Annotated in this window: 12 protein-coding genes; 8 read left to right on the top strand and 4 right to left on the bottom strand. The window is 71.4% G+C overall.

Annotated features, from left to right (window positions below):
- The coding region (tgt, locus tag QZV97_RS07380; RefSeq protein WP_295640692.1) for a tRNA guanosine(34) transglycosylase Tgt at positions 1 to 877 on the bottom strand (877 nt) is incomplete at its 3' end.
- Positions 878 to 1016: 139 nt separating this feature from the next.
- On the opposite strand from tgt, the gene QZV97_RS07375 reads away from it, so the two are divergent.
- The 6 genes from QZV97_RS07375 to QZV97_RS07350 all read left to right on the top strand — a co-directional run bounded on the left by QZV97_RS07375 (position 1017) and on the right by QZV97_RS07350 (position 6836).
- Entirely contained in the window at positions 1017 to 1736 is a 720-nt protein-coding gene (locus QZV97_RS07375) for an energy transducer TonB (protein ID WP_295640690.1), read from the top strand.
- Positions 1737 to 1739: 3 nt separating this feature from the next.
- A complete protein-coding gene (locus QZV97_RS07370) occupies positions 1740 to 2489 on the top strand; it encodes a MotA/TolQ/ExbB proton channel family protein (RefSeq protein ID WP_295640688.1) in 750 nt (249 codons plus the stop codon).
- Between the two features lie 13 nt (positions 2490 to 2502).
- Positions 2503 to 2919 carry a biopolymer transporter ExbD gene (locus QZV97_RS07365; RefSeq protein ID WP_295640686.1) on the top strand — a complete coding sequence of 139 codons (417 nt, stop codon included), beginning with the start codon at positions 2503 to 2505 and terminating at the stop codon, positions 2917 to 2919.
- A 159-nt stretch (positions 2920 to 3078) separates the two neighbouring features.
- Positions 3079 to 5373, top strand: a complete 2295-nt coding sequence (locus tag QZV97_RS07360; RefSeq protein ID WP_295640684.1) for a TonB-dependent siderophore receptor — start codon at positions 3079 to 3081, stop codon at positions 5371 to 5373.
- A 23-nt stretch (positions 5374 to 5396) separates the two neighbouring features.
- Complete coding sequence (locus QZV97_RS07355) at positions 5397 to 6098, top strand: Fe2+-dependent dioxygenase (protein WP_295640682.1); 702 nt, start codon at positions 5397 to 5399, stop codon at positions 6096 to 6098.
- Positions 6099 to 6140: 42 nt separating this feature from the next.
- Positions 6141 to 6836: a potassium channel family protein gene (locus QZV97_RS07350; protein WP_295640680.1), complete on the top strand. Its 696-nt coding sequence runs from the start codon at positions 6141 to 6143 to the stop codon at positions 6834 to 6836.
- Positions 6837 to 6842: 6 nt separating this feature from the next.
- Here the strand turns inward: QZV97_RS07350 and queA are convergent, their stop codons facing one another.
- The 3 genes from queA to QZV97_RS07335 are packed head-to-tail and all read right to left on the bottom strand — an operon-like array spanning position 6843 to position 9068.
- Positions 6843 to 7901 (bottom strand): tRNA preQ1(34) S-adenosylmethionine ribosyltransferase-isomerase QueA, encoded by a 1059-nt coding sequence (gene queA, locus QZV97_RS07345; RefSeq protein WP_295640678.1) that lies wholly within the window; start codon positions 7899 to 7901, stop codon positions 6843 to 6845.
- A gap of 20 nt (positions 7902 to 7921) precedes the next feature.
- Complete coding sequence (locus tag QZV97_RS07340) at positions 7922 to 8515, bottom strand: hypothetical protein (protein WP_295640676.1); 594 nt, start codon at positions 8513 to 8515, stop codon at positions 7922 to 7924.
- Complete coding sequence (locus QZV97_RS07335) at positions 8499 to 9068, bottom strand: hypothetical protein (RefSeq protein ID WP_295640674.1); 570 nt, start codon at positions 9066 to 9068, stop codon at positions 8499 to 8501. The genes QZV97_RS07340 and QZV97_RS07335 overlap by 17 nt, the downstream gene beginning before the upstream one ends.
- 143 nt (positions 9069 to 9211) lie before the next feature.
- Here QZV97_RS07335 and QZV97_RS07330 point away from each other — a divergent pair, with 143 nt between their 5' ends.
- Positions 9212 to 11386: an ATP-dependent DNA helicase RecG gene (locus QZV97_RS07330; RefSeq protein ID WP_295640672.1), complete on the top strand. Its 2175-nt coding sequence runs from the start codon at positions 9212 to 9214 to the stop codon at positions 11384 to 11386.
- A 137-nt stretch (positions 11387 to 11523) separates the two neighbouring features.
- The gene (locus tag QZV97_RS07325) at positions 11524 to 12528 is read left to right on the top strand and encodes an ABC transporter substrate-binding protein (RefSeq protein ID WP_295640670.1); all 1005 of its coding nucleotides are present in this window, start codon (positions 11524 to 11526) and stop codon (positions 12526 to 12528) included.
- Positions 12529 to 12532 lie beyond the last annotated feature (4 nt).

Below are 12532 nucleotides of genomic sequence, written 5' to 3'. Positions count from 1 at the left end.
CGCCGAAGCGGGTGAACAGGTGGCCGTTGCGCGCATTGCGCGTCGGCATCACGCAGTCGAACATGTCGACGCCGTTCGCGACGCCATCGACCAGGTCCTCGGGCGTGCCCACGCCCATCAGGTAGCGCGGCTTGTGGGCCGGCAGGCGCTGCGGCGTGTGCGCGACGATGCGCCGCATCTCGTCCTTGGGCTCGCCGACGCTGACACCGCCGATCGCGTAGCCCGGCAGGTCCATCGCCGCCAGCGCCGCGAGCGACTCCGCGCGCAGCGACTCGAACATGCCGCCCTGCACGATGCCGAACAGCGCGTTCGGGTTCTCGAGCCGCGCGAACTCGTCGCGGCAGCGCGCGGCCCAGCGCAGGCTCAGTTCCATCGACGCGCGGGCCTCGCGCTCGGTGGTCAGCTGGCCGGCGGTCTCGTAGGGCGTGCACTCGTCGAACTGCATGACGATGTCGCTGTTCAGCACCGTCTGGATCTGCATCGAGACCTCGGGCGTCAGCAGCAGCTTGTCGCCGTTGACGGGTGACGCGAACTTCACGCCCTCCTCGCTGATGCGGCGACCCTTGCCGTCGCTGCCGCCGAGCGACCAGACCTGGAACCCGCCGCTGTCGGTGAGGATGGGCCGCGGCCAGTTCTCGAAGCGGTGCAGGCCGCCGAACGTCTTCAGCACGTCCAGCCCGGGTCGCAACCAGAGGTGGAAGGTGTTGCCCAGAACGATCTGCGCGCCCATCGCCTCGAGGTCGCGCGGCATCACGCCCTTGACCGTGCCATAGGTGCCGACCGGCATGAAGACGGGCGTCTCGACGACGCCGTGGTTCAGCGTCAGGCGGCCGCGGCGCGCCAAGCCTTCGGTGGCCAGCAGATCGAAGCGAAGCATCGGCGGATTGTCTCAGCGGGTCCGGAGCAGCCCGCCCGACACGACTTCGCCAGGGAAACACCAATGCGAATCATTCTTATTATTAAGTTACACTGCCGCTCCTCCCTGCGTGCCTCGCCTGACGTCGTCTGCCCTGTCCATGTCCGCCGCCTCGCCCAAGCTTCCCCGGTCTGCCCTCGTCGCCGCGCCGCCGCCTCTGCCGGTCGGCCGGTCCGACGGGCTGAGCCCGGCCGCGCGGCGCGGTGCCGTCGCCGGCGTGGTCGCCGCCCATCTGGTCGGCGCCTGGGGCCTGCTGCAGATCGAAGCCGTCCGCCAGGCGGTCGGCGAGGTGGCGCCGCTGATGGTCGACCTGATCGCGCCGCCGGCCCCGCCCGTCCCCCCGGTGCCGCCCCCGCCGCCGCCGGCCCCGCCGCAACTCAAAAAGCCGCCGCCGGTGGCGCTGGTGACGGCCGCACCGTCGCCGGCTCCGGTGATCTTCGAGGCCCCTCCGCCGCCGGTGGAACCGCCGGCGCCGATCGTCGCGATCGAGCCGCCGCCCGCTCCGCCGGCACCGCCGGCCCCCGCCCCGCAGCCCAAGACCGTCGCGATCACCCAGGTCACCTACCTGACGCCGCCGGTGCTGACCTACCCCGCCACGTCCAAGCGCTTCGGCGAGTCGGGCGATGCCCAGGTGCGCATCCTGGTCGACGCCGAAGGCATGCCGCGCCAGATGCAGATGATCAAGTCGACCGGCTTCCAGCGCCTGGACGACGCTGCCCTCGCCACGGTGCGCGCCACCCGCTTCAAGCCCTACACCGAGAACGGCGTGCCGCAGCCGTTCTGGGTGGTGATGCCCCTGGTCTTCGAACTCCAAAGGTAGGTCATGTCCGACGTTCAATCCTCGCTGGGCTTCGCCCACTTCATCGCCCAGGCCGACGTGGTCGGCAAGTCGCTGCTGGCGATCCTGCTGCTGATGTCGCTGATCTCCTGGGTGCTGATCGCCGTCAAGGGCCTGACGCAGGTGGTGCGCAAGCAGCGCAGCGAGAAGTTCCTCGGCTTCTTCTGGAACGCGCGCTCGCTGGACGAGGTCAGCGCCGAGATCACCACCCACGGCGTGCACGAGCCCTTCGCGCACCTGACCGCGCACGCGATCAACGCGCAGGTGCACCACGCGAAGTACGGCGCCGCCAAGCTGGCCGAGGCCGGCAGCGCGCAGGACTTCGTCACGCGCACCATCAAGAAGGTGCTCGACGAAGAGACCACGCGGCTGGAGAACGGCCTGACCTGGCTGGCCACCATCGGCGCGACCGCCCCCTTCGTCGGCCTGTTCGGCACGGTCTGGGGCGTCTACCACGCGCTGGTCGCCATCGGCATGAGCGGCAGCGGCACGCTCGACAAGGTCGCCGGGCCGGTCGGCGAGGCGCTGATCATGACCGGCATCGGCCTCGCGGTCGCGATCCCGGCGGTGATGGCCTACAACGCCTTCACCCGCAGCAACCGCGTGCTGAATGCCAAGCTCGACGCCTTTGCCTTCGAGCTGCTGACCTTCCTGGCCATGGGTACGCCGCTGGCCGAGGCCGCCAAGGCCGACAACGTGCGTCCGCTGCCTTCGGCCAAGCCGGTCGTCGCCTGAGCGGAGCCGCACCATGGCCTTCGCCAGCTTCGACCGCAAGACCTCGTCCGGCCCGATGGCCGACATCAACATGGTGCCGCTGATCGACGTGATGCTGGTGCTGCTGGTGATCTTCATCGTCACCGCGCCGCTGCTGACGCACGCCGTCAAGCTCGACCTGCCCAAGGCCAGCAGCCAGGTCAACGAGCTCAAGCCCGACAAGATCGAGTTCGCGATCGACGCCGCCGGCCTGCGCTACTGGAACGGCGAGGCGATCGCGCGCGAGGACGCGGCGCGCCGCTTCGCCGACGAAGGCAAGCGCCAGCCGCAGCCCGAGATCCACCTGCGCGCCGACCAGTCGGTGGCCTACCGCTTCGTGGCCGAGACGCTGTCGGACGCGTCGAAGGCCGGCCTCCACAAGATCGGCTTCGTCAGCGAACCCACGCCCTGAGGCCCGCCACACCCACTTTCCGCTTTCCCCGACCCGCCGGAAGTCCCCCGCCAGCGCTGCGCCCCGCGCGCAGCGGCCGCCGCGACACGATCGCGACGGCTTTCCCGATGCCAGCCACGGACCGGCCCGCACATCCAACGACAACCTCCTGGAGCTGGCATGAACTCGTACAACCCTGCGCCGCCGCGGCGCTTCACCCTCGCCCCGCTGGGCGCACTGGCGGCCGGCTTCGGCCTGGCGCAGGCCGCACTGGCCCAAGGCAGCGCGCCGGCGGCGCCGACCCCCGCCGCCTCGGCGCCGGCCGCGGCCGCGCCCGCCTCGCCGATGCTGCCGACGGTCAAGGCCACCGCCGAGATCGAGCGCCAGGGCAAGGACGACTACCAGGTCAAGCGCACCCGCATCGGCAAGGGCGACCAGGAACTGCGCGACGTGCCGCAGTCGGTCACCGTCGTCACCGAGCGCCTGATGGACGACCGTCGTCTCGACACCGTCAAGGAGGCGCTGCGCAGCACCGCGGGCATCAGCTTCCTCGCGGCCGAAGGCGGCGAAGAGGACATCCGCCTGCGCGGCTTCTCGCTGCAGGCCGCCGGCGACGTCTTCATCGACGGCATGCGCGACCCGGCCTTCTACGACCGCGACACCTTCTTCCTCGACCGGCTGGAGCTGCTGCGCGGCTCGGCCAGCCTGCTGTTCGGCCGCGGCTCGACCGGCGGCGCGGTGAACCAGGTCACCAAGTCGCCCTATCTGCTGACGCAGAACCAGGTCGACGTGACCGTCGGCAGCCACGGCTACGCCCGCGCCGTGGGCGACTTCAACGTCCGTCTCGGCGAGTCGAGCGCGGTGCGCTTCGGCACCATGATCAACGCGGCCGACAACAACGGCGCCGGCAGCTCGATCGACAAGCGCGGCGTCGCCGCCGCCTGGCGCACCGGCATCGGCGAGCGCCACGAGTTCGCCGCGACGCTGTACTACCTCGACAACGACAACGGCATGAACTACGGCATGCCGTGGATCCGGCCGACGCCGACCTCGCCGGTGAGCACGAGCACGCTGCTGCCGATCTCGCCCACGGCCTACTACGGCATGGCCAGCGACCGCAACGCGGGCACAGCCGGCATCCTGACGCTGTCGCACACCTGGCGCCTGGCCGGCGGCGGCGAGCTCGTCACCAAGCTGCGCAAGGGGGACTACACGCGCGACCAGCGCGCCGGCACCGTGCGTTTCGCCGCGGCGGCCCAGCAACCCGGCGGCGTGCCGGTGAGCCTCGAGACCTTCGGGCCGAACACCGTGCTCACGCGCGGCACGCAGCTCAAGATCCAGGACATGGACACGGTGCACGCGCAGAGCGACTACACCGGCTACTTCAAGTGGTTCGGCATGCAGCATCAGCTGCAGGCCGGTGTCGACGTGGCCCAGGAGAAGAAGCAGGTCTACGGTGCACGCAACGCGGCCCAGGGCGGCGTGGTACCGGCCAAGCCCACCACCACCGTCGGCACGCCGGACGACGGCGCCACGATCGACGAATCCCTGCGCGTGCTGCGCCTGACCAGCGAGTACACGAGCCGCGCCGGCGGCGTGTACGTGCAGGACATGATCGAGTTCCTGCCGAACTGGAAGCTGCTGGCCGGCCTGCGCTACGACTACCTGACCGGCGACTACGACACCATCGCGATCCCGAACGCCGCGCCCGGCCCCGAGACGCGCACCAGCTACCGCATGACGGTCAGCGAGGTGAGCCGGCGCGCGGCGATCCTGTTCCAGCCCAACGATCGCCTGTCCTTCCACCTGTCGGGGGCGACGTCGTTCAACACCTCGGGCGATGCCTACTCGCTGTCGAACGCCAACGTCAACATCCCGCCCGAGCAGTCGATCAACGCCGAACTGGGCGCGCGCGTCGAGTCGGCCGACCGAAACTTCACCGCGCGCGCGGCGATCTTCCGCACCACCAAGCTGCACGAGCGCAACACCGATCCGCTGCTCACCAACGTCGTGACGCTGTCGGGCAAGCGGCATGCCTCCGGGCTCGAGCTCGACCTGACCGGCCGCCTGACGCCGAACTGGGAGGTGTACGGCTCCTACATGTGGATCCCGTCGGCGAGCATCGACGTGGCCGCGAGCCCGGTCGACTCCGAGCGCCAGGGCAGCCGGCCGTCGCTGACGCCGCGCCACTCCGGCACGATCTGGAGCACCTACCAGGTGACGCAGGCCTGGCGCGTCGGCGGTGGCCTGAACGCCCGCTCCGGCATGCAGCCCAACCGCAACCCGGGCTTCGAGGCGCCGCACTATGTGACCGGCGACCTGATGGCCGAGTTCAAGGCCAACGACCAGCTCGCCTTCAAGTTCAACCTCAACAACGTGACCGACAAGCTCTATGCCGAGTCGCTGTACACGTCGGGCCACTACATCCCCGGCCCGGGGCGGGTGTTCCTGATGACGGGCATCTTCAAGTTCTGACGCCGGCCGTAGACTCGTTCGCCATGCTGCTGCACATCCCCCAGGTGCTCGACGCCGAAGCGCTCGCGAAGACGCGGTCGCTGCTCGCGTCGGCACCCTGGGGCGATGGTCGCGTCACCGCGGGCACGCAGTCGGCGCAGGTGAAGAACAACGAGCAGCTGCCCGAGGACCATCCGCTCACGCTGCAGCTGCAGCAGATCGTGATGGACGCGCTGGCGGCCAACCTGCTGTTCTTCACCGCCGCGCTGCCGAAGAAGATCTTCCCGCCGCTGTTCAACCGCTACGCGGGCGCGACCAACGCCTTCGGCAACCACGTCGACAACGCCGTGCGCCTGGCGCGCTTCGGCGAGATGCGCGGCAAGCGGGTGCGCACCGACATCTCCTGCACGCTGTTCCTGACCGAGCCGGACAGCTACGACGGCGGCGAGCTGGTGATCGAGTCGCCCGAGCCAGCCCTCGATCGCCCGCGCGTCAAGCTGCCGGCCGGCGACCTGGTGCTGTACCCGTCGAGCAGCGTGCATCGCGTCGAGCCGGTCACCCGCGGCGCGCGGCTCGCCAGCTTCTTCTGGCTCGAGAGCATGGTGCGGCGCGACGACCAGCGCCGGCTGCTCTACGAGCTGGACATGCAGATCCTCGCGCTGCGCGAAACGCACGGCGACACCGAGACCATCGTCGCCCTGACCGGGACGTATCACAACCTGCTGAGGATGTGGACGGACACCTGAGACGCTGCGAATGAAGCCTGCGGCCCGTATCCTCGGGTCCTCATGCCGCTGCAACGCCTCTGGGCCCGCCTGACCCGCCAGGCCGTCACCGACCGCAGTCTCACCGCGCTGACCCTGCTGCTGCTGGCCGAGGTCGTGCTGGTGCCGGCGCTGGTCGAGCTGGGGATCTTCAACCGCCACGTGGCCGACGCCGTGTTCGTCGGTGGCCTGGCGCTCGGCGTGTGGATCCTGGCCGACCACACGCTGCCGGGCCGGCTGTTCATCGTCACCGCCTTCGTCACCGCGGCACTGCGCATCGCCAACGTCTGGCTGCCCGACGCGCTGCTGCGCACCGCCGACGCCGGCTTCGCCGCCGCCAACCTGGGCGTGCTGTGCTGGCTGACGCTGGCCTACACGCTGGCGGCCGGGCGCATCAACGTGCACCGCGTGCTCGGCGCGGTCGCGGCCTTCCTGCTGATCGGCCTGACCTTCGCGCAGCTGCACCGGCTGGTCGCGATGCACTTCGACGGCGCCTACCTGATCCTCGGCCAACCGGCCGCCTACAGCGACATCGTCACCCAGCTCGGCTACTACTCCTTCGTCACCCTCACCTCGCTGGGCTACGGCGACATCACGCCGGCGCACGCCGCCGCACGCTCGCTGGCGATGCTGGAGGCGCTGATCGGCGTGCTCTACCCGGTGGCGCTGCTGGGCTGGCTGGTGTCGGTGATGACGCTGCAGCCGCCGTCGAAGTCGTGAGCGCGCTCAGGCACCGGCCGCGCGCGCCAGCAGCATGGCGTCGCCGTAGCTGAAGAAGCGGTAGCGCTCGCGCACCGCGTGCGTGTACAGCGCACGCATGCGTTCGTGCCCGGTGAAGGCGCTGACCAGCATCAGCAGCGTGCTCTTCGGCAGGTGGAAGTTGGTCAGCAGCACGTCGACCACGCGGAAGTCGAAGCCGGGCGTGATGAAGATGTCGGTCTCGCGCGCGCCGGCCTCGAGCGTCCCGCCCCGTGCCGCCGACTCCAGCGCCCGCAGCGTCGTCGTGCCGACCGCGACGACGCGGCCGCCGGCCTCGCGGGTGCGCCCGATGGCCGCGACCGTCGCCGCCGGCACCTCGAACCATTCGCTGTGCATGCGGTGGTCGGCCAGGTTCTCCACACGCACCGGCTGGAAAGTGCCTGCGCCGACGTGCAGCGTGATGCTCGCGCTGCCGACGCCGCGCGCCGACAGCGCCGACAGCACGGCCTGGTCGAAGTGCAGCGCCGCGGTCGGGGCGGCGACCGCACCGGGCGCGCGCGCGAACACCGTCTGGTAGCGGCGCTCGTCGTCGGCGCCATCGGCATGCCGGATGTAGGGCGGCAGCGGCACATGGCCATGGCGCGCCAGCAGCGCGAACGGGTCCTCGGGCAGCCGCAGGTGGTACAGCACGCCCTCCGGGCCGCAGCGGCCCAGCACCTCGGCATTGAAGGACTCGGCCGGCGTGCCGAAGCGGATCGTGCTGCCGACCCTGGGCGACTTGCTGGCGCGCAGGTGGGCCCAGACCTCGTGGCCGCCGGGCAGCACGCGCTCGACCAGGGCCTCGACCGCGCCGCCGCTCGCCTTGACGCCGAACAGACGCGCCTTGATGACGCGGGTGTCGTTGAAGACCAGCAGATCGCCCGGCGCCAGCAGCGACGGCAGCTCGCGGAAGCCGCGGTCGACCGCCAGCTCGCCGCGGCCGTCGAGCAACCGCGAGCCGCTGCGCTCGGCGGCCGGTTGCTGGGCGATCAGTTCGGGCGGGAGGGCGAAGTCGAAATCGGCGAGGGTGTGGCGGGGAGCGATCATGGCGAGCCTGTCGGTGGTCTTCAGCGCGCTGCGGCCTGGCGGAAATCCGGGTCGGCCAGCAGTCGCCCGACGAGCTCGCGATGCAGCAGCGCGTAGCCGTTGAACGCCGCCGGGAGCGCCTCGACGCCGACGAAGGACGAGGGCCAGCGCCCCTCGGCCTGCAGTTCGCGGTCGTAGCGCGTGCGCCCGTCGCGGGTGTGCACGAAGCGCGCCGCGAGCATGCCGCGGCCTTCGCCGACCGCCGCGTCGACCCGGCTCGCCAGGAGCGTGGCGCTGACGACGGTCGTCGAGGCGGGGTCCAGCAGACCGGCCGCGGCCAGTTCGGTCTCCAGCGTCTGGCGCAGATAGGCCGCGAACGACCCCTGCGGCGGCACGATGCTCGACCCGCGCAGCGAGTGGTCGACGAGCGCGCGCTCCTGGTCGGCGGCCGGGCCGAAGCTGCCCAGCGCCAGCGGCTGCAGCGCGACGACCCGGGCGCGCTGGATGTTCTCGAGGCTGGCCACCGGGGCGCCGAGCGGCATCTGTGCACAACCGCCCGCGAGCAGCGTCAGCCCCAGCAGGGCCGCGGCCGCGACGCCGCGGCCCGCCGGGCGCGTGTCAGCGGAAGCGCTCATCGCGCGACAGCTCGTCCAGGGTGGTGCTGACCACCTGCCGCGTCATCGTCCGCACGGCCGCTTCGATGCTGTCCGCCTTGACGCCGTTGGCCGGTGCGCTGCTCGCTCCGACGGTCGTGTGGATCGCGTGCCGTGCCGTCTTGACGAGCGCTTCGGGCTGGCCGGGGCCGGCGTACTTGACCGTGCAGACATACCCGTCCGAGACCTGCGAGCCGGCCAGGCCGAAGGTCAGCCCGGTGACGAAACCCTTGGTGAACGCATCGTCGGTCAGCGGCACGTTGTTCAGCGTCACGCTCAGCAGCGCCCCACCGGCGACGGGCTTCTCGTCGACCTGCGAGAACAGGCCGCTGGTCTTGATCTGTTCCGTCACCTGGGCCTTCAGGAAGTCGGTCGCGCGCGTGTTCAAGGCCCCCTTGGTCTGGAACTCGAACAGCAGTTGCGCCGCCTGCGGCTGGGCCGGCTTGCGGAACTGCGCGGCATCGACTTCCCTGGTCGCGGTGTCGACGTAGCCGCTGGCACAGCCGCTGGCCAGGGCCGTCAGCGTGGCCAGCACGACGACGGTGAAGAGGCGCTGCAGGCGCGACGTGGGGTGGGGTCCGCAACGGACATGGAAAAGTCTCCCTCTGGTTGATTGAGTCTGCGCGACGCCAGCGCCGCCGCGCGATCCTAGCGGCCCGCGGACGGCAGAATGAGTGGATGGCGCCCGTGTCCAAGGCCAGCGAGCAATCCGCCACGGCACCGCAGCGGCCCGGTGACGGCCGCCCCGCCCGGTCCGCCCCGCAGCGCGCCCTCGAGAAGCTCGGCCTGCTGCGCGACATCGACCTCGCCCTGCACCTGCCGCTGCGCTACGAGGACGAGACGCGCCTCACCCGCATCGCCGACGCGCGCGAAGGCGACGCGGTGCAGGTCGAGGGCGTGGTGAGCGACAGCCGCGTCGACTTCCGGCCGCGCCGCCAGCTGGTCGTGCGCGTCGACGACGGCAGCGACGAGCTGGTGCTGCGCTTCCTGCACTTCTACCCGTCGCAGCAGAAGGCGCTGGCGGTCGGCACGCGCGTGCGCGTGCGCGGCGAGCTGCGCGGCGGCTTCCTCGGGCGCGAGATGGTGCATCCGGCCGTCAAGGCGGTCAGCGCCGACACGCCGCTCGCCGAGGCGCTGACGCCGGTCTATCCGTCCAGCGCCCAGCTGCCGCAGGCCTACCTGCGCAAGGCCGTGGCCTCGGCGCTGCTGCGCGCACCGCTGGCCGAACTGCTGCCGCCCGGCATCGTGCCGCCGGGCCTGCCGACCTTGAAGGACGCGCTGACCTTCCTGCACCACCCGGCACCGCGCGTGCCGATGGCGACGCTGGAAGACCGCAGCCACCCCGCCTGGCAGCGCCTGAAGTTCGAGGAGCTGCTGGCGCAGCAACTGTCGCAGGCCCAGGCCCAGCGCGAACGCGCGGCGCTGCGCGCCCCGGCGCTGCAGGCCCTGCCCGGCGGGCGGCACGAGCGCCTGCTGGCGGCGCTGCCGTTCCAGCTGACGGCGGCGCAGCAGCGCGTCGCCGAGGAGATCGCGCGCGACCTGGCGAGGCCGCAACCCATGCACCGCCTGCTGCAGGGCGACGTCGGCTCGGGCAAGACCGTGGTGGCGGCGCTCGCTGCCGCGGTGGCCATCGACGCCGGCTGGCAGTGCGCACTGATGGCGCCGACCGAGATCCTGGCCGAGCAGCACTTCCGCAAGCTGGTGCAGTGGCTGGAGCCGCTGGGCATCACGGTGGCCTGGCTGACCGGCAGCCGCAGGGGCAAGGGCCGCGCGCAGATGCTGGCGCGCGTGGCCTCGGGCGAGGCCGGGCTGGTGGTCGGCACGCACGCGGTGATCCAGGACGACGTGGCGTTCGCGAAGCTCGGCCTCGCGATCGTCGACGAGCAGCACCGCTTCGGCGTCGCGCAGCGGCTGCAGCTCAAGCGCAAGCTCGACTCGGCCGGTGTCGAGCCCCACCTGCTGATGATGTCGGCCACGCCGATCCCGCGCACGCTGGCGATGAGCTACTACGCCGACCTCGACGTCAGCACCATCGACGAGCTGCCGCCGGGGCGCACGCCGGTCGTCACCAAGGTCTTCGCCGACGGCAAGCGCGATTCGGTCATTGCCCGCATCCAGGCCGAGGTCGCGCAGGGTCGCCAGATCTACTGGGTCTGCCCGCTGATCGAGGAGTCCGAAACGCTGGACCTGCAGAACGCGACCGCGACCCACGCCCAGCTGAGCGAGACCCTGCCCGGCACGCTGGTCGGCCTGCTGCACGGCCGCATGCCGGCGGCCGAGAAGGCCGCGGTGATGTCGCTGTTCACCGGCGGGCCCGAGGACGCGACGGGCCGCTCCCGAGCGTCCTCGTCCTCCGCGGGGGGCGGTGCGCCGCAGGGCGGCGCACCGGGGGGCCCAAGGATGGCGGTGCTGGTCAGCACCACGGTGATCGAGGTCGGCGTCGACGTGCCCAATGCCAGCCTGATGGTGATCGAGCATGCCGAGCGCTTCGGCCTGAGCCAGCTGCACCAGCTGCGCGGCCGCGTCGGCCGCGGCGCGGTGGCGAGCGTCTGCGTGCTGCTCTACTCGCCGCCGCTGTCCGACACCGGCAAGGCCCGGCTCAAGGCCATGGCCGAGACCAACGACGGCTTCGAGATCGCCCGGCGCGATCTCGAGATCCGCGGCCCGGGCGAGTTCATGGGCGCGCGCCAGAGCGGCGCGGCGCTGCTGCGCTTTGCCGACCTGACCGAGGATGCCGCCCTGCTGGACCAGGCGCGGCAGCTGGCGCCGCGACTGCTGGCCTCGCACCCGCAGGCCGCGTCGGCGCAGATCGAGCGCTGGCTCGGCAGCCGCGCCGAGTACCTGAAGGCCTGAGACCGGGCCTGCAGCCGCCATCGGCCGAACTCGGGTGTCCAGATCGGGTAAGTCGCAAGCCAGTTCTGGCCGCGATAGCGATAACGTCGGGTGACTGCACGCCGGTTGGGCGGCGTGGCTGGAACAAGCCTCAAGAGATGGCAGTGGGTTCCTTGTCCGACTGGGCCGCGCTGCAGCGGTCGGTGCGGCGCCGTTCGTGGGCGCTGCTGGCCGGCGTCGGCCTGGGCGCCCTGGTCGCGCCGGCATCGGCTCTGACGCTGGCGATCGCCGCCGGGCCGGGCTTCACGCCGGTGCAGCTGGCAAAGGTGCAAGGCTACTTCGCCGCCGAAGGCCTGACGCTGGACGTCATCCGCTGCGTCAACGGCAGGCGCTGCCTGCAGCACCTGCTGGAAGGCGAAGCCGAGCTCGCCACCGTGGCCGACGCGCCGATCGTGCTGGCGAGCTTTGCGCGCAGCGACTTCGCGATCGTCGCGGCCGTTGCCACCTCGGCCAGCGAGAACAAGGTCGTCGCGCGGGCCGACCGCGGCATCCGCACGCCGGCCGACCTGAAGGGCAAGCGCATCGGCGTCGTCAAAGGCACCTCGGGCCACTACTTCACCGACAGCTACCTGCTGTATCACGGCATCGAGCCCTCGCAGGTGACGCTGGTGCCGCTGGACCCGGCCAACCAGGTCGTCCTGCTGGCCCGCGGCGAGGTCGACGCGGTCGGTTCCTACGAGCCCATGGGCTATCAGGCGCGCCGGCGGCTGGGCGACCAGGCCGTGTTCCTGCCCACCCCCAAGCTCTTCAACATCCACTTCAACCTGGTCGCCAAGAAGGGCGCGGTCAGCGACGCCGACCTGAAGAAGCTGCTGCGCGCGATGCAGCGTGCCGCGCGGATGATGCGCGAGGAGCCGGCCCGCGCCCGTGCGCTGGCCGCGGACTGGCTCGGCACCGACACGGCGATGCTCGACGCGATCTGGGTCGACTACCGCTTCGAGCTGACGCTCGACCAGTCGCTGCTGAGCGCCCTCGAGGCGCAGGCGCGCTGGGCCCGCCGCCAAGGCCTCGTCGACGGCGCGCGCGCCCCCGACTACCTCGACTACGTGCACCCGGGGCCCTTACGGTCGCTCGATCCCCGCGCGGTCACACTGGTGAAGTAGGCGC

The organism is uncultured Methylibium sp., assembly GCF_902826655.1.
GTDB lineage: Bacteria > Pseudomonadota > Gammaproteobacteria > Burkholderiales > Burkholderiaceae_C > Methylibium.
Note: the sequence above shows the minus strand (reverse complement) of the source record. Positions and strands in the feature narration are given on the sequence as shown.

Coding starts and splice junctions, on each gene's coding strand:
- queA (WP_295640678.1), bottom strand. CDS start 7,901: ATGATCGCTCCCCGCCACACCCTCGCCGATTTCGACTTCGCCCTCCCG.
- QZV97_RS07360 (WP_295640684.1), top strand. CDS start 3,079: ATGAACTCGTACAACCCTGCGCCGCCGCGGCGCTTCACCCTCGCCCCG.
- QZV97_RS07375 (WP_295640690.1), top strand. CDS start 1,017: ATGTCCGCCGCCTCGCCCAAGCTTCCCCGGTCTGCCCTCGTCGCCGCG.
- QZV97_RS07350 (WP_295640680.1), top strand. CDS start 6,141: ATGCCGCTGCAACGCCTCTGGGCCCGCCTGACCCGCCAGGCCGTCACC.
- QZV97_RS07330 (WP_295640672.1), top strand. CDS start 9,212: ATGGCGCCCGTGTCCAAGGCCAGCGAGCAATCCGCCACGGCACCGCAG.
- QZV97_RS07325 (WP_295640670.1), top strand. CDS start 11,524: ATGGCAGTGGGTTCCTTGTCCGACTGGGCCGCGCTGCAGCGGTCGGTG.
- QZV97_RS07340 (WP_295640676.1), bottom strand. CDS start 8,515: ATGAGCGCTTCCGCTGACACGCGCCCGGCGGGCCGCGGCGTCGCGGCC.
- QZV97_RS07365 (WP_295640686.1), top strand. CDS start 2,503: ATGGCCTTCGCCAGCTTCGACCGCAAGACCTCGTCCGGCCCGATGGCC.
- QZV97_RS07370 (WP_295640688.1), top strand. CDS start 1,740: ATGTCCGACGTTCAATCCTCGCTGGGCTTCGCCCACTTCATCGCCCAG.
- QZV97_RS07355 (WP_295640682.1), top strand. CDS start 5,397: ATGCTGCTGCACATCCCCCAGGTGCTCGACGCCGAAGCGCTCGCGAAG.